Origin of the sequence: Enterococcus mundtii (assembly GCF_013394305.1) — a bacterium.
Lineage (GTDB): Bacteria > Bacillota > Bacilli > Lactobacillales > Enterococcaceae > Enterococcus_B > Enterococcus_B pernyi.
On the sequence record NZ_AP019810.1, the window covers coordinates 2,997,170 to 3,017,107 of the forward strand.

Here is a 19,938-nt window from a genome sequence, read left to right on the forward strand (position 1 = left end):
AGATGTAGGAGAAGCAAAAGCGAGGAGGAATAGTTGTGTTATCGCCTGAAAAAATCGAACGTATCAATCAGTTAGCTAAAAAGAAAAAAGCAGAAGGATTGACACCAGCTGAAGTCAAAGAGCAAAAGGAATTACGAGAAGCATATCTGACAGCCTTTCGTTCTGGCATGAGACATCATATTGAAGGGATGAAAGTGGTTGATCCCGATGGAAATGATGTCACACCAGATAAATTGAAAGAAATCCAGAAGAAAAAAGGCCTCCACGACCGAAATAGCAAGTTTTAGTAAAAAAAACTAAAAGTCGTTGCTTTTTCAGAGGAGATACTATAAAATTAGAAGTAGAAATATAGGTAAAAAAAACCTAAATTACAGGAGGGGTTACATTGTTTGATAAAATTGATCAGCTTGGTGTGAATACGATCCGTACATTGAGTGTCGATGCAGTACAAAAAGCAAATTCAGGACATCCGGGGTTACCAATGGGTGCCGCGCCAATGGCTTATGCCCTTTGGACGAAACACTTGAAAGTGAATCCGAAAACTTCTAAAAACTGGGCAGACCGTGACCGTTTTGTCTTATCTGCGGGACATGGTTCAGCGATGTTGTACAGCTTGTTGCACTTAGCAGGGTACCAAGTGACGATTGATGACTTGAAACAATTCCGTCAATGGGAGTCAAAAACACCAGGACACCCTGAGGTCAACCATACGGACGGCGTCGAAGCAACGACTGGTCCGTTAGGACAAGGGATCGCAATGGCTGTGGGGATGGCAATGGCAGAAGCGCATCTAGCAGCGACCTACAACAAAGATCAATTCAACGTCGTTGATCATTATACCTATGCGTTATGTGGCGATGGCGACCTGATGGAAGGTGTGTCTCAAGAAGCAAGTTCGATGGCTGGACATATGAAATTAGGAAAATTAATCGTTTTATACGATTCAAACGATATTTCTTTAGATGGACCAACCTCAAAAGCCTTCACTGAAAATGTTGGCGCACGCTATGAAGCTTATGGTTGGCAACATATCTTGGTCAAAGACGGCAATGATTTGGAAGCTATCTCAAAAGCAATTGAAGAAGCGAAAGCCGAAACAGACAAACCGACATTGATCGAAGTGAAAACGGTCATCGGATTTGGTGCACCAAACCAAGGAACTTCTGCGGTTCACGGCGCACCACTTGGCTTAGAAGGCATTCAAAAAGCTAAAGAGATCTATGGTTGGGAATACCCTGACTTTACCGTACCAGAAGAAGTGGCGGAACGCTTCCGTCAAACGATGGTTGAAGAAGGCGAAAAAGCTGAAAATGCTTGGCGTGAGATGTTCGCAGCATACAAAGCAGCGTATCCAGAATTAGCGCAACAATTCGAAGATGCTTTTGCTGGGAAGTTACCAGAGAATTGGGATGCCGAACTTCCAACGTACGACGAAGGTGAAAGCCAAGCGAGTCGTGTCTCAAGTAAAGAAGTTATCCAAGAATTATCAAAAGCGATCCCAAGCTTCTGGGGTGGTTCTGCCGATCTATCTGGATCAAACAATACGATGGTGACAGCAGACAAAGATTTCACGCCTGAACACTATGAAGGCCGCAATATTTGGTTTGGTGTTCGTGAGTTTGCGATGGCATCAGCGATGAACGGGATCCAATTGCATGGTGGTACCCGGATCTATGGGGGAACATTCTTTGTCTTTGTCGATTACTTGCGACCAGCTGTGCGTTTAGCAGCGATCCAAAACACGCCAGTTATTTTCGTCTTGACCCATGACTCTGTGGCAGTTGGTGAAGATGGCCCGACGCACGAGCCAGTGGAACAATTGGCTTCGGTTAGAAGTATGCCAGGTGTCCATGTCTTACGTCCGGCGGACGGGAACGAAACTCGTGCGGCGTGGAAAGTTGCGATGGAATCGACAGATACACCAACGATCTTAGTCTTGAGTCGTCAAAATCTACCAGTTCTTCCAACAACAAAAGAAGTGGCGGATGATATGGTTAAAAAAGGTGCCTATGTCTTGTCTCCAGCTAAAGGGGAACAACCAGAAGGAATCTTGATCGCGACAGGTTCAGAAGTGGATCTAGCGGTCAAAGCGCAAAAAGTATTAGCGGAACAAGGAAAAGATGTCTCAGTGGTTTCTATGCCAAGTTTTGATTTGTTTGAACAACAATCTGCAGAATATCAAGAAAGTGTCTTGCCAAAATCAGTGACGAAGCGTGTTGCGATTGAAGCGGCTGCTTCATTTGGATGGGAACGTTATGTAGGAATCGAAGGTCAAACGATCACGATCGATCACTTTGGTGCTTCTGCTCCTGGAAACAAAATACTTGAAGAATTTGGTTTTACAGTAGATAATGTAGTTAACGTCTTCAATCAATTATAGACAAATACTGAAAGCAGTTCGATTGGAGTGCTTGGAGATTTTTTCCAAGCCTCCAATTTTCTATTTTTTTAGGTACAAATTAGTAAAAAGGGATAATTGTCGTTACTTTTGTGTTACTTTTTGATTACGTGAAGATTACAAAAAGTAAATAATTGAAGATTCGTTTGAGTTTCAATAAAATAAAACGTATAATTTAAATGATTAAGTTTCGTTTAAGAGGAAGTTTTATTTACTGTTTCATTTGAGGAGGAATTTGAATGCAAGAGCTGAGAACCCGTAGCGCTCGACACCATAGGCCCAAAAGGAAAATGACCATCAATAAAAAAGCCATTGCACCTTTAGTGGGGACAAGCCTATTAGTTGGGCCAATGTTGGTCACAGCAACACCACAAACTGTACGTGCGGATGAGTTAGATGTCGCATCTTCTGCCGATCCGCAAGCATTTATCAATCAAATCGGATGGGCTGCTTCTGAAGTTGCAGCAAGCAATGACTTATATGCATCTGTCATGATTGCACAAGCATTACTTGAAAGTGCTTATGGTACATCTGGATTATCAAGTGCACCATATTACAACTTATTTGGAGTCAAAGGTAGCGCAGGTCAATCTGTGGTATATATGAATACGCAAGAATATTTGAATGGTCAATGGGTAACGATGAACGAACCTTTCCGTCGCTATTCATCTTATTGGGAATCATTCCAAGATCATGCGAATGTTTTACGATCTACTAGCTTTTCGACAGGCGATTATCATTATTCAGGTGTATGGAAAAGTAATACAACCAGCTATTATGATGCAACAGCTTATTTAACTGGACGTTATGCAACAGATCCTAATTACGCATACAAATTAAATGAATTGATCAGCACATATAATCTGACTCGCTTTGATACACCATCAACTGGTTCAACAACAACTAGTACGACAAGTACCACAACGACCAGTACGACAACCTCTACAACGACTACGACAAGTAGTAACCAAACTTATACTGTCGTCTCTGGAGATACACTTTGGGATATTGCTCAAAAATTTGGTATGTCCGTCGATGATCTGATGGCAAAAAATGGCATGACGATGTCAAATTATTCATTATTGGTTGGACAAGAAATCAATGTCTAACTTTATATCAACTTAAAAATAGGGCTCTTTGTCAATAAGGACTGATGAGTTGTGCAAAATCAAATCTGGGTCAGAATGAACCTCATTCTGGCTCAGATTTTTTGTTATCTTACTTTGATTAATTGATTGATCAAAAAGATTCTAATTCTCATGTTCTCGAATGATTTAAATCCGTAGGATACTCGTTTCATTGTCTTTATGTGGGTATTCTTCGCTTCTATTTTTCCATTGGAATAAGGATAGATCATTGCGTTGGTGATGCCTTCTTCATAGGTCAGAAGGTTTTGAAGCTTTTCCCGAAAGCTGTCATCCAACGTTTCGGGAAGTTCTGCTAATAAGGAGAAAAATAAGTCAGGGTCTTTGTCTCGAAAGGCTTCAACTAATTCATGAAAAAAGGGATACGCCTCCTTTAGGGGCGTAGAAAACTCAAGCAATCGATCAATCATCATTGCTTCAGTAAGAAATGGGTATTTTGGTGCTCGGAAACTTTTCCATGTTTTGTATTCATAATGGTTGATGTTTGCACGATTTTTTAGCAAAAAGCGCCAGTTCTTTTTCAGTTTTTCTGCCTGGCTTTTCTGTCCTGCTTTACGAAGTTCATTCATTTCACGGATACGCAACTCATTGAACGCTTGATTCATGTGTTTGACAATATGAAACCGATCAATCACTATTTTCGCATTTGGCAGAACACGTTTGGTGAGCTGGAAGTAGGCGGCGTTCATGTCTGTCACCAAGAATTCTACTTCTTCTGGATTGGTACACTTTAAGAAATAGCTTGTTAATCGAGGTAATTTACGCGTAGGCAAAACATCTATTAATTTTCCTGTTTCGCCATCTGCGCAAATAAAGCTCATTTTATCTTCTATGGAAGCATGCGAACGAAATTCATCAACCATCAATACTCTTGGGAGAATCTTCTTAGATTGCTTTGGTAAATAGCTTTTAAACTCTTTCAATGTACGAATAACAGTGGTCAAAGATACCTGACAGCTTTTCGCAATAAAAGATAAAGATACTTTTTCAGTCAGTAAAGAAGCAATTTTATATCTAACATGATTTGCGATTGAATGTCTGGATTGGACAAAATAACTTTGAGCAGTCCAATGGGTTCGGCAGTTTTTACAGGTATAGCGCTGCTTTTTTAGGCGCATAACCAAAGGCATATGATTGTATTGTTCAAAACGGACAATCGTTTCTTTTTTTCCATTTTTCACTATAATTGCTTTCCCGTTTCCATCTACCACAGTAGAACCACAACTTCTACAAGCACGAGGAGTAGGCGAGAGAACAGCATCGACGACCAACGTCTTTTTCTTCTGAAGGGTCTCGTAAGAGACCTCTGTAATCATCAAATCTTTCTCTATTATTCTCAGCATTTTTTTGATAGAATCATTCATATAGCATATCGTCCTCTCAGTTGTTTATTTTGTGGTGATTTAATCATACTAGAGAACGATATGTTTTTTAATACCTAAAATGAAAATGGGACTGAAGAATCAATTCTGATTCATCAGTCCCATAAATTATAGAGCCAAAAATAGAGGCATATCATTGGATATGCCTCTATTTTTTGCTTCTCCAGTAAGAATCACTCGCAGAAGTACCTCTTTTGTATTATGATTAATAGAGAAGCAAATGAAGGGGGAAAAAACATGACACAGATTTATCAGTCGATCACAGAATTGATCGGTAAAACACCTATCGTTCGATTAAATAAGATGGTTCCAGAAGGAGCTGCGGATGTTTTTGTTAAATTGGAATTCTTCAATCCAGGTGGCAGCGTGAAAGACCGTATTGCCTTGAATATGATTGAAAAAGCAGAACATGATGGAATATTGAAACCGGGTGATACAATCATTGAACCAACTTCAGGGAACACTGGTATTGGTTTAGCGATGGTCGGTGTAGCAAAAGGATATCATGTGAAACTTGTCATGCCTGAAACGATGAGTATCGAGCGTCGCTTATTGATGAAGGGCTACGGAGCAGAACTAATTTTGACTCCAGGGACAGAAGGCATCAGTGGTTCAATCAAAGAAGCAAAACGTCTGGCTGAAGAAAATGGGTATTTCTTGCCTCTGCAATTTGAAAACCCAGCTAATCCATTAGTTCATGAAAAAACGACTGGTCCAGAAATCCAAGCGGCGTTTGGTGTGAATGGGTTGGATGCGTTTGTCGCAGGAATCGGTACTGGTGGAACGATCACCGGTGCGGGACACGAATTAAAACGGATCAATCCAGCGCTTAAGATCGTTGGGGTTGAACCAGCCGAATCTGCCGTTTTAGAAGGAAAAGAACCTGGTCCACACAAAATCCAAGGCATCGGAACAGGGTTTGTTCCGGATACGTTAGATACGAATGTATATGATCAAGTCTTATCAGTATCTAGTGAGCAAGCAATGATCGCAGCTCGCCGTATGGGGCAAGAAGAAGGTATCTTAGTGGGTGTTTCTGGAGGAGCTGCAGTTGAAGCTGCACTTAATGTAGCTAAAGAACTAGGTGCTGGAAAAAAAGTTCTTGCGATTATTCCTGATAACGGAGAACGTTATTTGTCTACTCCTTTGTATCAGGATATGTAAGTCTACGTGAAAATCTGAATAAAAAGTGTGAAATAATGGTGAAACATCTGTTATTTTACACTTTTTTTGCATAAAATAGGCAAAATTATAAAATTCTTTTCTTTTTCTTTCCATAATATGTAGATATAAAAAAATAAAAATAGTATGATAATAAAAGAACAATAAGGTGGGGTTTTGTTTATATGGAAAATAAAAAAGTAGAAGCGGCGATCGAGCAGCTGAAAAAAGAAAATATTCGGATTACGCCGCAAAGATACGCAGTTTTAGAGTATCTGATTGAGCATCGTTCGCATCCAACTGCAGATGAAATCTACAAGGCGCTTGAGCATCGCTTTCCTAATATGAGTGTTGCTACAGTTTACAATAATTTACGATTGTTCACATCGATCGGGTTTGTTCAAGAAATGAAATATGGTGATGCATCAAGCCGATTTGATTTTAGTTCACAAAGACATTATCATGTGATTTGCCAAAATTGTGAGACGATCGTCGATTTTCATTATCCAGGGCTAGAAGATATTGAAATGGCGGCGGGGCGCTTAACTGATTTTGAAATCCATGATCATCGTTTAGAATTATATGGGCTATGTCCGAATTGCAAAAAATAAATCGTGCGAACATCTGAAACATCGATAAGGTCAAATGACTTTGTTGATGTTTTTTTGTCTTTTATTTGTGACGTGTAGAAAAACATGGAATACCTACTCCTATGAAACTAAGAGGAAAACACACTAACAGTTTTAAGAAAGGTGAAAATATTTATGCGATTTTTTATGCGATTTCGTATTCATTCACAAGCATAGAGGTGTTAGTTTAAAATATCACAAAAAGAACGTTTGTTTATCAGCGTTTTAAATCGAAAATGCGCAAAATATGATAAGTAAGCACTTGTGAATTCACAAGCATAAAACTGTTGGATACGTTTTAATTTTGCTATAGTAAAAATTGTCAAAGGACAAATCGTTTATCGGAGGGACACACATGAAAGTAGTAGTAATCGGCTGTACCCATGCAGGAACAGCAGCAGTAAAAAGCATCTTAAAAAACAACCCAGAAGCAGATGTTACAGTTTATGAACGTAACGACAATGTTTCATTTTTATCTTGTGGGATCGCATTGTATGTTGGAGGCGTCGTGAAAGACCCAGCAGGCTTGTTCTATTCAAACCCTGAAGAGTTAGCTTCGTTAGGTGCGAAAGTGAAAATGGAACATGATGTCACTGATGTTGACACAGAAAACAAACAAGTCACAGCGAAAGATTTAAAAACTGGCGAAACTGAAACAGTTTCTTATGACAAATTAGTAATGACTACTGGTTCATGGCCAATCATCCCGCCAATCAAAGGGATCGAATCTGAAAATATTCTTTTATGTAAAAACTATAATCAAGCAAACGAAATCATTGCTAAAGCAGAAGAAGCGAAGAAAGTAGTGATCGTTGGTGGTGGTTATATTGGGATCGAATTAGTCGAAGCGTTTGTCGAGTCTGGCAAAGAAGTGACATTGATCGATGGTTTAGATCGTATCTTGAATAAATATCTTGATAAACCATTTACGGATGTGTTAGAAAAAGAATTGGTTGATCGTGGAGTTACTTTAGCTTTAGGTGAAAACGTTTCTGAGTTCATTCCAGATGAGAATGGTAAAGTAAAACAAGTAACTACAGCTAGCCAAACATTTGATGCGGACATGGTTATTTTGTGTGTTGGTTTCAGACCAAATACAAAATTAGTAGAAGGTAAAGTAGAAACATTGCCAAACGGCGCAATCAAAGTAAATGAGTACATGCAAACAAGCAATCCAGATATTTTTGCAGCGGGCGATTCAGCAGTTGTCAATTATAACCCAAGTGGTACGCAAAACTACATTCCTTTAGCAACAAATGCGGTCCGTCAAGGATTGTTAGTAGGAAACAATTTAACAGAGCAAAAAATGGCTTATCGTGGAACACAAGGAACTTCTGGTTTGTACTTATTCGGTTGGACGATCGGTTCAACAGGTGTAACAACAGAAAGTGCCCCAATGAATAACTTGGATGTCCAAGCAACACTATTTGAAGATAACTATCGTCCAGAATTCATGCCAACGACTGAAAAAGTCATGATGGAATTAGTATATGAAAAAGGAACAAATCGTATCGTAGGCGCACAATTCATGTCTAAATACGACATCACTCAATCTGCTAATACGATGTCATTAGCGGTTCAAAATAAAATGACTGTTGAAGACTTAGCTCTTTCTGACTTCTTCTTCCAACCTCATTTTGACCGTCCTTGGAACTACTTGAATCTTCTTGCACAAGCAGCTCTAGGAGAAATCGAGACAGCTCAATAATTGGTCAAAGCGTCATAGACGAGCCATCTGGAAGCAATATTGTTTCCAGTTGGTTCTTTTTTTTGGAACTCAACTGGCTATTTAAAGGTCAAAATTTTTTATTGACACTTTTTGTTTTATTTCTCACGAGACAGGAATGGTTTGTTGCAGACTTCACCAGTTGCAATTAGTTGTTTTCCTTTGTTTTTTTTGTCAAAATAATAGATGTAATTAATTTCCAACAAAGCAGATGTAGTGAGTTGGACTAGAGGAGGATCATTATGGAAAAAGAATATTTTGTACAACAGGATAATTTTATTGAAGATTATAAAAAAGTGACAGGGAATGAAACGATCGATATCGATTCTTTAGCAGAAGAAGTGATCAATCAATTAAATGAAACTCAAGCAGAAGAATTCGTTTTATCTGGAGATGAGACAACAGATGGTGAGGACCATCAATTTCCGTTTAGTCGACGGATCTATACCGATGAAAATGATGGAACATTGAATACAGAGTATACGTATGAAGGACAACCATACGAGCTACGAACGGATGACGAAGTACAATAATAAACGTTCTATCGAGCGTGAGCGTCATTCTCTAAGCTGCTTGTAGATTAGATATGAGACCTTTTCATAGAGGAGAGCATATACTAATACAAGCAGCCTTTTTTTCTAGCATACATATATTCCGAAAAGTGAAAACTAAATATAAAAACCACTAAAACATTTTAAAAAAATTCAAATAATCCTTTCTTGCTTCAATTCTTGTTTTTACGTATACTAATTTTAAAGAGAGGGATAATAATGTTGAATTTAGAAAACTATTTAAAAGCTGGTCAAACGATCGTTTCCAATCTTTTGCTTAAAAATTATCATCGTATCGGCTTACAAGCAGATGAATTTTTATTTATATTACAGTTGCATATGGCACAATCAGAAGGAGATTCATTCCCGGATCTGATGAATATTTCCCAGAATATGGGCGTTAAGCAAGAAAAAGTTTTTCAAATTTTGAATCGATTGGTCAGTGGTCATTTCATAGCGATCGAAACTACACTTATTGATGGACGTAAAGCGGATCGCTATGATTTGACACCAACGTATGTGCATTTAGAAAGATTATTAGAAAAAGACTCTCTAAAGCAAGAAGAAGAAGTCCAAGAAAAAACGACACGTTCAGTCTATCAATTATTTGAACAAGAGTTTGGACGGCCCTTATCCTCTATTGAATTCCAACGGATCGGACAGTGGTTGGAAGAGGACCATTATCATCCGGAGATTTTGAAATTAGCTTTACGGGAGGCTGTATTGAACCAAGCGTATAGTTTCAATTATATCGACCGTATCTTATTATCTTGGGAACGGAAAAATTTAAAAACCAAACAGCAAGTAGAAGAAGATCAAAAACGCAGAAAGCAGCAACTGCTTCAAAAAGAAATCGATCAGCCAGCCCAACAAGAAGAGCTGCCAAAAGTATCATTAAAGAATTGGCTGGAAGAATGGGAGTAATATGTTAGGTAAACAACGTACAATGGAAGCTTTTGAGAAAATGTATGAGATGTTTCCAGAAGCGCATGGAGAATTACAACATAAGAATCCTTATGAATTATTGATTGCCGTCATTTTAAGTGCACAAGCGACAGATGTTTCGGTCAATAAGGCAACACCTGCTCTATTTCAGGCTTTTCCAACTCCTGAGGCGTTAGCTAAAGCCCCACTAGAAGAGATCATTCCTAAAATAAAAACAATTGGATTGTATCGGAATAAAGCGAAAAACATTAAAGCATGTGCGCAACAGCTGATTGATCATTTTGAAGGACAGGTCCCTCAGACAAGAGAAGAGTTGGTCTCATTACCTGGTGTGGGTAGAAAAACAGCAAATGTGGTGCTTGGGGATGCATTTGGGGTGCCAGCTATAGCAGTTGATACTCACGTAGAACGTGTGACGAAACGACTAAGAATCTGTAAATTGGATGCGTCAGTACAAGAAGTTGAACAAACATTGATGAAAAAGGTGCCGGAAAATTTATGGGTAAAAACGCATCATACATTGATTTTCTTTGGACGGTATCACTGTACTGCTAGAAGTCCCCGCTGTGAAGTATGTCCTTTACTGGATATGTGCCAGGATGGCAAAATGCGAATGAAAAATCCTGCAAACAAACACTTAAAATAAGAAAGAAGAGGTCATGACAGAAGTGTTTAGCCTCAATCAATAAGGCACCATCCACGAAAATTGTTCGTCCAATTTTTGTGGATGGTGCCTTATTTCTGAATTAGTTACTTTTATTCTTGCCATTTATTCGATTTTTGAATATGTGAGCGGAGGAAAATCCCACTTTTTTTTGTAAAGAAAAAAATGTTGAGAAAAACACATGAGAGTAAAAGAATAAATAATTGTTTATAACATTACGAGCAAATTTGCTGAATGATACAAACGAGAATTATTTCGACGAAATAAATAATAAAGGATTATCAGGATAATAAAATAAATCAGTTATTTTATTATAATGTTTTTATAAAATATGTATGTTTGAATTAGGCAATTATAACACATTTAATTTATTTATTTTGTTTTAAGTATGTTATATTTTTAGTTTTAAATAAAAGAGTTTTCTGTTAGAATTTAATTATAGAGGAGGAATTATATGATTAAAAAAACATTACTTTTATCAACTTTAGTTTTAACGATGGCTGGATGCGCTACATCTGCCCAAGGAGAAGACTCAACTAGTACAACAAATGAGACACAGAAGGAAACACCGGTCATTACTCTTTCGGATGTAGAAGAAGCACAACAAGAATGGGCAGAGAATATTATTGCGATTGGTGAAGCTAGTTTGGAAAGTGACGAAAAAGCCGAAGAAAAAGCGCTTGAGACACTGGAAAATCTATATGCTTACGATGACGGTCAAGTGCTCTTCAAACCAACGAAAGCTGCGGAAGTACCATTTCGTGGAACAAAAGATGAAGCACTATCTTATTTTGTTGGTGGGGACATCGCAGAAGATGGTGGATTTGCCTTAGAGCCTTGGACAGATATCCGCTTTGATAATCACGATACGATCTTGAACGGTGATACAGCGATTTCTTCAGGTGTATATTACTTTACTTCAGGGGAGACCAACCAAGAAGTCAAAGTTGAATACACATTTGGTTATATCATGGATGAGGATGGCGACTTGAAAATCCAGTTACATCACTCAAGTGTGCCATTCGGATAAGAAAAAGATGTATGGCTAAATCAACAAAAATGGCTGACTATCCTGCTTGATCTTATAACGCTTCCACCATGTAAGAGTGATACATAATGTAGGGTAGTCAAACGAATCATCGAAATAAATTATAGGCACCAACTGAAATGATTTTAAGCAATATTTGTAAAACAATTGGAGGATCAAACGAGGTAACTCATTGGTTCTTCAGTTTTTTTTGCTAGGTATCGTATGTAAAAAATCAATAAATTTCTTTTAAATTTATTGGTATAAAATAAATTCAAGAATATAATTATTGGAATTTTACGCATAAATATTCTAATATTAGATTGTACTTGTATTTTTATAATAGTTATTTTAGGTTATCTTTAAAAGAGAGCGAAATTTTACTCTGTTTTCATGTCAAATAATTACTATAAAACAACAAGTATCTTTTGTTTTCTAAATAGTAAGAATATTTTTGCTATTTAAAAATGACAGAAAAAGATTGAGGTGATGTTATACTATTTGAATTTTTACATTTCAACTATAGATTGAGGAGAAAATAAATATGCTGCCAGATAAATTAATATTATTATTCATTACAAAAACACAATTTTTACAAATGAAGGTATTAAAAGAAATGAAACATGGAGCAGTCTCAATAAAAAAGCTGGAAGATGAAATGGACCTAACAAAAAGACAAGCAAGGAAGATACTTCAAAATTTGATGAGAGAGTATGATGAAAGTGAAATTTCAAAAAAAACGCACACCTCTTTGATTCTAGATAAAGATGAATTGCGCTGTATGCCACAACTAACCGATACGGAATATCTCGAATTGATCAGTATTTTTCAAGAAAGATATTTTGCAGAGTCAAATTTGTATCAGACATTGTTATATGTGTTGGAAAAAAGGAAATTCAGTGTTTCAGATATCGCAAAATATCTAATCTATAGTGAGTCACATGTATACAAACTTTTAGGAAAGTTGAAAGAATTGTTTCAATTACTAAAAATTGATATTCGATTGATGAAGGTCAATGAAACATTGATTGAGTTAACAGGTAGTGAATCTACTATACGTATGTTGCATTATCTGGGAATTGCAGTCATTTCAAAAGGAAACTATTGGTTGTTCAAAACGATTACACAAGAAGAAGTAATCAACTTACGCTTATCCATCAACTTTGATCATTACCAAAATTTATCTCCGCTAGGGAAAAAGCGTATCAACTATTTATTAGCGGTTAGTTTGATATCATTGAAAAATGGGTACCAAATCCAGGATCTATCCTCAGAACTCGTGGAGCTGGGAGAAACAGTCTATAAGGAGGAGATGGATGCGTGTTTAGAAAAGCTGACTGTCAAAAAGATGATAGATGGCACAAATGCACGAAATGAATGTATCCATTTCGCCTTTCTATCCAACTATTTTGCACAAGATTTAAATAAGAAAGAAGAAAAAGAAGAACTGGGAAGAAAGCTAGGGGAGCTAAAGAAGAATTCAATCGTCACCAAATGTAAAAAATTACTCACGTGCATGATTGATTACTTTCATATACCAGAAACGATTTTTTACCAACTACTCTATTATTTGACAAACAAATTAGTCACTATCCATCATTTGGAATTATATAAATTTATGCCTATATATCATGATGCATTACCAACAAATCGTTATGGAGCCTATATAGAGCGTTGCATCGATAAAAACTTAAAATCTTACCAAAATGAGCCTTCTTACCATCACATCAAAAATAGTTTTGTGCAAGTCATCTTAGGAAGCTTGGCCTCCAACAGTCTTAAATCTGAACATAAAGTTTATGTGGAATTTTTTAACCTTCCAGAATCTAAAAATATAGTCGAAAATGTTATTACTCATTACTACAATAATAAACGAATAAAAATCGTAGAATCGTATGATCATGCTGATATCGTTATTTCGGATACCTATGGATACGAAGATAAAGATTTATTTTATTTTAAGCATATCTCAGATAAGGATTCATGGACGAGGTTGGGATCGTATTTTAATAAAGTCATCGTAAATACGTACAAATTTTGACCACCGATTGACTAAATAACATAATCAGATATGACAAATCGAAGTTATTTGCTAAATCTGTTTATCATCTCTTGGTTTAAATGAACAATAAATGAATAATAGTTTTGATTTTCACAATAAATAAACACTTATTTATAAAGGTTTGTGTTTATTTTATATGTTATTTTGTGATTGATTGAACAATGAAAGCGTGCTATTTTTAAATAAGTTATTATGTTATAAAAATAATGTAACAAAAAAATATTGGAAGGAAGGTATGATATGAAAAAAAGATTATTGGGTAGTGTTGTTTTGGTTTTAAGTCTAGGAGGAATAATTTTTGGTGCGACAAAAGATGTTTCTGCACATGGGTATGTAAGGGAACCAATTAGTCGAGGATACCAAGGGTCATTAGATGCTCGCACCAACTGGACTGCAGCATTTCAGAAATATGGGGCAGTGATCAATGAGCCACAATCTTTAGAAGCATTGAAAGGCTTCCCAGCAGCAGGACCAGCGGATGGACGAATTGCTTCTGCAAATGGTGCATTAGGTTTTGAGTTAGATCAACAAACAGCAACTTTATGGACAAAGCAAGATATCAGTACTGGTCCTAATAATTTCACTTGGCATTTTACGGCAAATCACCGGACCGCGAAATATCATTACTACATCACGAAAAATGGTTGGGATCAAAACAAACCACTTGCGAGAGAGGATCTAGAGTTATTATCGGAAATCGATGGTGGCGGACAATCTTCTGCGAATATTAGCGCAACGCACACAGTCAATATTCCAGAAGACCGAATGGGGTATCACGTTATTTTAGCAATTTGGGATATTAGTGATACTGCGAATGCTTTTTACAATGTGATCGATGCGAATATCAAGAGTAATGGAGCAATACCAGTCGTACCAAATAAACCAACGAATGTCAGAGCAGTGAATACGACAAAACAGTCAGTCTCACTTTCTTGGGATGCACAAGCAGCTGTTGAAAAATACAATGTGTATCGTGACGGTCAACTGATTACTACAACTTCTGCGAACAACTATCAAGATAATCAATTAACAGCAAATACCACGTATAAGTACGAAATCGAAGCAGTATCGTTTACCGGACAAGTATCTGAAAAAAGTGATGCGCTTCAGGTAACAACGTTAGCAGATAACGAAGTAGAAGTGCCAACAAGACCAGGTAACTTACATTCAATGGGGGAAACGATGAACTCAATCTCATTGATGTGGAATCCTTCGAGCCACTCTGCAGGAATCAAAACATATGAAATCTATAGAGATGGCCAATTAGTTGGTAAAACTGCAAATACCACTTATCTAGATACTGGGTTGAATGCGGGGGCTCAGTATACGTATACGATCAAAGCAGTGAGCAATGATTCTATTCGATCAGAGGCAAGCAATCGCTTAGTGATTTCAACAAAAACAAATGAAATTGCACCACCAAGTGAACATCGTCAATTTGAGTTAGGAAGTTTGTTTAATCCTGTGAGATATACTAAGGATGAAATTATTTTTCATGAGGGAAAACTTTATACGACACTAGTTACTCATGATAATTATGGGGACCCATCTTGGGCGCCAGATAGTGCCGCTAGTTTATTTAGAATTAAATAACTTTTAAAAGTCTTTTAGTCTTTTGAATTAATTTAGGATTCCAATAGAATAACTTTTTTATAGAAAGCTTAAAATCTCAGAGGGCCATTTATTGTAGATAAATAAAAATAGTGGGTTAGTGTTATTAATTACGCCTTAAAGAGGCTATACAATTTGTATAGTCTCTTTTTTATTGTTATCTCTCGAATCTGAAATCTATAAAAAAACTTTAAAAAAACTTCGTCTTCTAAAGAATTTTTTTTCTCTAAGTCGGGAAATACAATACCTCGAAATAAAAAAACAGATTGTTTATAGTGAAGTTGTTATGTGAAAGGGGGAAGGTAAGTGGAAGAGATTCTTGAACGATTAATATCGAATGATTACAAAAAACGTGTCGTATTTATCTTGAATACTTTAGAAAGAAGAAAAAATGTGACCGTTCAATATCTTGCAAAAAGTCTCAAAGTAACTAGAAGAACGATTACCAATGATTTAAAAACGATTCAAGATGAATTTTCCGACACAATTGAAATATTGACTTCCTATAAAGGGGTCAGCATGTTTGTATTGAACCATTTTAAATTATTCGAGAAAAAAAAATCTTATTACATGAATGAAGACTTAGTAAAAGTGACAACAAGTATCCTTACAGGTGAACTGAAGCAGGTGATCGATTGGAGCTGGGAATTACATTACTGTGAGAAAACAGTGATCCAAAAAATGCGAAAGCTAAAGAAAATCTGCCATCAATATGGTTTGAATTTAAAACTTTCACCGGTTGAATTTTTAGGGAAGGAGATCAGAATCAGAAAACTGTTTATTGATCTTTACATTAAATCAGCTTATCTAGAGATCGAAGATTATTGCCCCTATAAAAATGAAATGGAAGAAATAACCAAAATCGTTTTGGCGTTATGTTCGGATGTTTCCCAATCAATCACAAAGAAAATACTTGCTTTAACTTTTATCCGGTTTGGAAAAGATAAATTATATATCCAGTCGCGATTGTTAGATTGGTTTAGAAACAATCCCTTAACGAATCAATTATTCGTTGAATTTATTCAATTAGATTGTTTCAAGACCTATTCTAAAGAAGTCATTTTTGAAGAATGTTGTTTTATAGCTTGTATGATCCATTTACATGAATGTTATTACACAGAGATAGAAAAACACAATAAAGGATTTGCAGAATACTTTGGTTTTTCCGAGACAGTCAAACATTTAGTTTTAGATCTCAAGAGTGTTCTCGGGAATCGGATCCAAGTTGATAATGAGCAACTGTATTCAATTGTCAATTGCTTTTTATTTCAAGAGAAAATCAAACAGGAACTTGAAATTGATTTTTCATATAACGATGAAGAATCGGCGATGTTGATTGATTCAATCAACCGGCGACTATATAAAGAAATGAATACAGTCATCAAAAAAAATAAAGCGATCCAAAAGAATTTCCTTCAAAAAAGATGTGCTTCGTCATTTACTTCTGACTTATTACTTTTCTTATATACGAACAAGGCATGTGAAGTTTTAAGTACAGTTGTTGTTGCATTGAAACGAGGATTTTTAACGGATTTTGCATTAAATGAAATTATTGAAAGATATCTACACACCAGAGCAAGTATCATGTACCAGGAACAATTGGAAACCATTGAAAATCCACTTGATGTAGATATCTTAGTGACAAATATTCTACCATTTCCGTATCAAGTTGGGGATAAAACCAAAATGTTTTATCTACCAGAAAAAGCAGATATTGACCGAACGATGGACGTCGTTTCAGATTTGCTTGTTACGGATTTTAGATAATAAAAAAGATAACTTATGTCGTTTAGGAGGACAAGTTGAAAAACTCAAAGACTTGGTATTATAAATTACTTTTACTATTTTTATTTCTTGTATTCGCGTATACGGCAAATCGGACCATCCTAATTTACGAGAATTTCCGACAACAGACAGAAGATATCGCACAAGTCTTGGTTCGCACAATCGACCAATTGGGACTAGAAGTTAGTCGCTTTGAGTTTGATTTTAGCTATAGTATAGCAAGTATCATTGGTACATTTACAATCGTGGGGGGGCTTGCTCTTGGTATCTTGTATCACTCAGGCATGCCGAAACATACAGAGTTTGAATACGGAAGTGCCAGATGGGGCAACAAAAAAGACATAAAGCCGATGATGGATAAAAAAAAAGACAACAATATCATTCTCACAAAAAGTGAATCGCTGTCTATGTCTGGTCGTATGAAGATCACTAAGTCTAATAACTTTAATCGGAATAAGAATGTTATCGTAGTAGGAGGAGCTGGATCAGGGAAAACAAGGTTCTATGTAAAACCTAATTTGATGCAACTACATTCTTCCTATGTCGTCAGTGATTCTAAAGGACTCTTGTTAAGCGAAACAGCAACGATGTTTAAAGAGGCCGGATATGAAATCAAGGTTTTTGACTTGATCACGCGGGAAAATACAGACTACTATAATCCTTTTACTTACATCCGTACTGAAGACGATATTTTAAAAGTCGTCAACAACTTGATCAAAAACACTTCAGATCCAGAAAAAAAGGGTGGCGATGATTTTTGGGAGAAAGCTGAGACAGCCTTATTGATGGCTACATTCAGTTATCTTTTGCAAGAAGTTGATGAAGAAGATCAAACATTGACGAATGTCGTTGAAATGGTCCGCTTAGCAAACTGTCCAGAGGATGTGCCAGATTATGTTTCCCCACTAGATGTGATTTTCAATGAACTTGAAGAAAAAGATCCTACCAACTTTGCAGTCGCGCAATACAAAATTTTCAAATTAGCGGGGGATCGCACCGCAAAAAGTATTTTAGTCAGCTTAGGAGTACGATTATCACCTTTTGATATTCCGAATATCAAAAAAATCGTGAGTAAAGATACGTTAGCATTAGACACGGTTGGGGACAAGAAAACGATTATCTATATTTTATTATCAGATACAGATACAAGTTTCAATTTCTTAGCAAGTATGCTGTACCAACAATTATTCGATAGCTTAGTTTACAAAGCAGACAATGTCTATAAAGGTCGTCTACCACATCACGTGCGATGTGTCTTAGATGAATTTGCCAATATTGGACAAATTCCAGACTTTGAAAAAGTGATTTCCGTGATTCGAAGTCGCGAAATATCGGTCAATGTAATCTTACAAAACATTAGTCAGCTTAAAAATTTGTATAAAGATACTTGGGAAACAATCATCGGGACCAGTGACGTATTTCTGTATTTAGGTGGGATGGAGTTAAGCACGCATGAGTATATCTCCAAATTACTAGGAAAGAAAACGATCCAGCATAAGAATATCAGTATCACCAAAGGTAGTAATGGGAACTACAGTGAGAACTATCAAAAAATGGGTCGAAATTTATTGGATGTAGATGAAGTGGCGAACCTGAGTGGAACAAAAGCGATTTTAAAGATTCGTGGAATAGTTCCGTTTATCTCAGAAAAATATGATATTACCAAACACAAAAATTATAAAAAACTCGGTGATGTGACTCCAGAAAATTGGTACGAACGAAATCAATCACCGAAAAACGAAGAGGAGAATAAATAGAAATGAACAATAACCAACAATTATTACAGGATGTATTTAACTTGATTTCAAGATTTACGATGGTTGGCGGAGGATTATGGATTATTTGGGGAACTGTCATCCTAGCTGGTGCGTTAAAAGATAAAAATGGTCCACAGTTACAACAAGGGATTTGGCAAGTGGTCGGCGGTGCCTTGATTTTAGTAGCCGCAGTTTGGTTCGTAACTGCATTTGATGTTGGTTCACTTTTAAGTAGATAAAAGATTTTAATAGAAAGAAGGTGAATCAGTGCGCGCAGCGATAATGATGCTTTTCACCCAGATGATGGGGTACTTGAATGGTGAAAATATTGCAAATACCTTAAGTTTGGGATTACAAGAATATATGGCTTCTGCCTATAGAGTAGCAGGAGAGATCCAACAAACGATAATAGCTCCAGTAGCTTTTTCCATACTAGCGGTATTTATCTTATTTGAGTTTCAAAAAATTTCTTTAAAAGTAGAGAATGCTGGTGGTGCTCCTACTTTGGGATTTGAAATGATCATGAAAGCCTTTGTGAAATTTATTATTTGCTATATTGTCATCTTAAGAATTCAAGTGATCCTTGATGCTATTGTCGCATTAGGATCGATGTTAGCTGGACAAATACTGGCATACAATAGAACCGATCTTTTAGACTCTTATTACAATGTTGTGGATTCAGTCGTACAAAGCCTTTCGTGGTGGGAAGTAATGGTCGTATTAATGATCTTTGTCGTTCTATTCCTTGTTTCTTTAGTTGTAGGGGTTTTTATCCATGTTATCGTATACCTGAGGTTTTTTGAGTTATATATCTTTAGTGCGATTGCTCCTATTTCAATGGCGGCATTACCTAATCAAGAATTTTCAACTATGGCAAAAGGATTTTTCAAGAATTTTGCCGCTTCCTCACTGCATGCTGTAATGATTGCATTAGTGTTGACCATTTATCCTTTGATTTTCGTGAATTTTTTGGATAGTCATAGAAGAGGTATGTGGTCGTTGATTTTTGGTTTGACGATTTACATGATTGCTTTGATTTTTGCAATCAACAAAACGAAAGGATGGGCGAAGATGATTGTATCTGCCTCATAGAAA

Annotated in this window: 17 protein-coding genes; 16 read left to right on the top strand and 1 reads right to left on the bottom strand. The window is 36.5% G+C overall.

The window, feature by feature from the left end; genetic code table 11:
- Positions 1-35 precede the first annotated feature (35 nt).
- From HZ311_RS14385 to HZ311_RS14395, 3 genes are all read left to right on the top strand, one after another.
- Positions 36-287 (top strand): DUF896 family protein, encoded by a 252-nt coding sequence (locus HZ311_RS14385; RefSeq protein WP_010735570.1) that lies wholly within the window; start codon positions 36-38, stop codon positions 285-287.
- Between the two features lie 98 nt (positions 288-385).
- The gene (gene tkt / locus HZ311_RS14390) at positions 386-2,380 is read left to right on the top strand and encodes a transketolase (RefSeq protein ID WP_023519577.1); all 1,995 of its coding nucleotides are present in this window, start codon (positions 386-388) and stop codon (positions 2,378-2,380) included.
- A gap of 257 nt (positions 2,381-2,637) precedes the next feature.
- Positions 2,638-3,507, top strand: a complete 870-nt coding sequence (locus HZ311_RS14395; RefSeq protein ID WP_019724201.1) for a glucosaminidase domain-containing protein — start codon at positions 2,638-2,640, stop codon at positions 3,505-3,507.
- A 104-nt stretch (positions 3,508-3,611) separates the two neighbouring features.
- Here the strand turns inward: HZ311_RS14395 and HZ311_RS14400 are convergent, their stop codons facing one another.
- Positions 3,612-4,907: an ISL3-like element ISEfa11 family transposase gene (locus HZ311_RS14400; protein ID WP_010734358.1), complete on the bottom strand. Its 1,296-nt coding sequence runs from the start codon at positions 4,905-4,907 to the stop codon at positions 3,612-3,614.
- Between the two features lie 255 nt (positions 4,908-5,162).
- On the opposite strand from HZ311_RS14400, the gene cysK reads away from it, so the two are divergent.
- The 13 genes from cysK to HZ311_RS14465 all read left to right on the top strand — a co-directional run bounded on the left by cysK (position 5,163) and on the right by HZ311_RS14465 (position 19,935).
- Positions 5,163-6,089: a cysteine synthase A gene (gene cysK, locus HZ311_RS14405; protein ID WP_178946781.1), complete on the top strand. Its 927-nt coding sequence runs from the start codon at positions 5,163-5,165 to the stop codon at positions 6,087-6,089.
- Between the two features lie 182 nt (positions 6,090-6,271).
- A complete protein-coding gene (locus HZ311_RS14410) occupies positions 6,272-6,697 on the top strand; it encodes a Fur family transcriptional regulator (protein ID WP_019724202.1) in 426 nt (141 codons plus the stop codon).
- A 373-nt stretch (positions 6,698-7,070) separates the two neighbouring features.
- Complete coding sequence (locus HZ311_RS14415; RefSeq protein ID WP_010735565.1) at positions 7,071-8,423, top strand: NADH oxidase; 1,353 nt, start codon at positions 7,071-7,073, stop codon at positions 8,421-8,423.
- Between the two features lie 260 nt (positions 8,424-8,683).
- Entirely contained in the window at positions 8,684-8,974 is a 291-nt protein-coding gene (locus HZ311_RS14420) for a DUF5960 family protein (protein ID WP_023519579.1), read from the top strand.
- A 237-nt stretch (positions 8,975-9,211) separates the two neighbouring features.
- Positions 9,212-9,916, top strand: a complete 705-nt coding sequence (locus HZ311_RS14425; protein WP_010735563.1) for a DnaD domain-containing protein — start codon at positions 9,212-9,214, stop codon at positions 9,914-9,916.
- A 1-nt stretch (position 9,917) separates the two neighbouring features.
- On the top strand, positions 9,918-10,583 hold the full coding sequence (gene nth / locus HZ311_RS14430) for an endonuclease III (protein ID WP_010735562.1): 666 nt from the start codon (positions 9,918-9,920) through the stop codon (positions 10,581-10,583).
- Positions 10,584-11,055: 472 nt separating this feature from the next.
- Complete coding sequence (locus HZ311_RS14435; protein WP_010735561.1) at positions 11,056-11,631, top strand: hypothetical protein; 576 nt, start codon at positions 11,056-11,058, stop codon at positions 11,629-11,631.
- A gap of 541 nt (positions 11,632-12,172) precedes the next feature.
- On the top strand, positions 12,173-13,669 hold the full coding sequence (locus HZ311_RS14440) for a helix-turn-helix domain-containing protein (RefSeq protein ID WP_178946782.1): 1,497 nt from the start codon (positions 12,173-12,175) through the stop codon (positions 13,667-13,669).
- A gap of 261 nt (positions 13,670-13,930) precedes the next feature.
- Positions 13,931-15,283: a lytic polysaccharide monooxygenase gene (locus tag HZ311_RS14445; RefSeq protein ID WP_137072376.1), complete on the top strand. Its 1,353-nt coding sequence runs from the start codon at positions 13,931-13,933 to the stop codon at positions 15,281-15,283.
- Positions 15,284-15,607: 324 nt separating this feature from the next.
- Complete coding sequence (locus tag HZ311_RS14450) at positions 15,608-17,068, top strand: HTH domain-containing protein (RefSeq protein ID WP_096081506.1); 1,461 nt, start codon at positions 15,608-15,610, stop codon at positions 17,066-17,068.
- Positions 17,069-17,103: 35 nt separating this feature from the next.
- Complete coding sequence (locus HZ311_RS14455) at positions 17,104-18,843, top strand: VirD4-like conjugal transfer protein, CD1115 family (RefSeq protein WP_353629223.1); 1,740 nt, start codon at positions 17,104-17,106, stop codon at positions 18,841-18,843.
- A gap of 2 nt (positions 18,844-18,845) precedes the next feature.
- On the top strand, positions 18,846-19,082 hold the full coding sequence (locus tag HZ311_RS14460; protein ID WP_010735554.1) for a hypothetical protein: 237 nt from the start codon (positions 18,846-18,848) through the stop codon (positions 19,080-19,082).
- A gap of 28 nt (positions 19,083-19,110) precedes the next feature.
- On the top strand, positions 19,111-19,935 hold the full coding sequence (locus tag HZ311_RS14465; protein ID WP_023519587.1) for a hypothetical protein: 825 nt from the start codon (positions 19,111-19,113) through the stop codon (positions 19,933-19,935).
- The last annotated feature ends 3 nt before the right edge of the window (positions 19,936-19,938 follow it).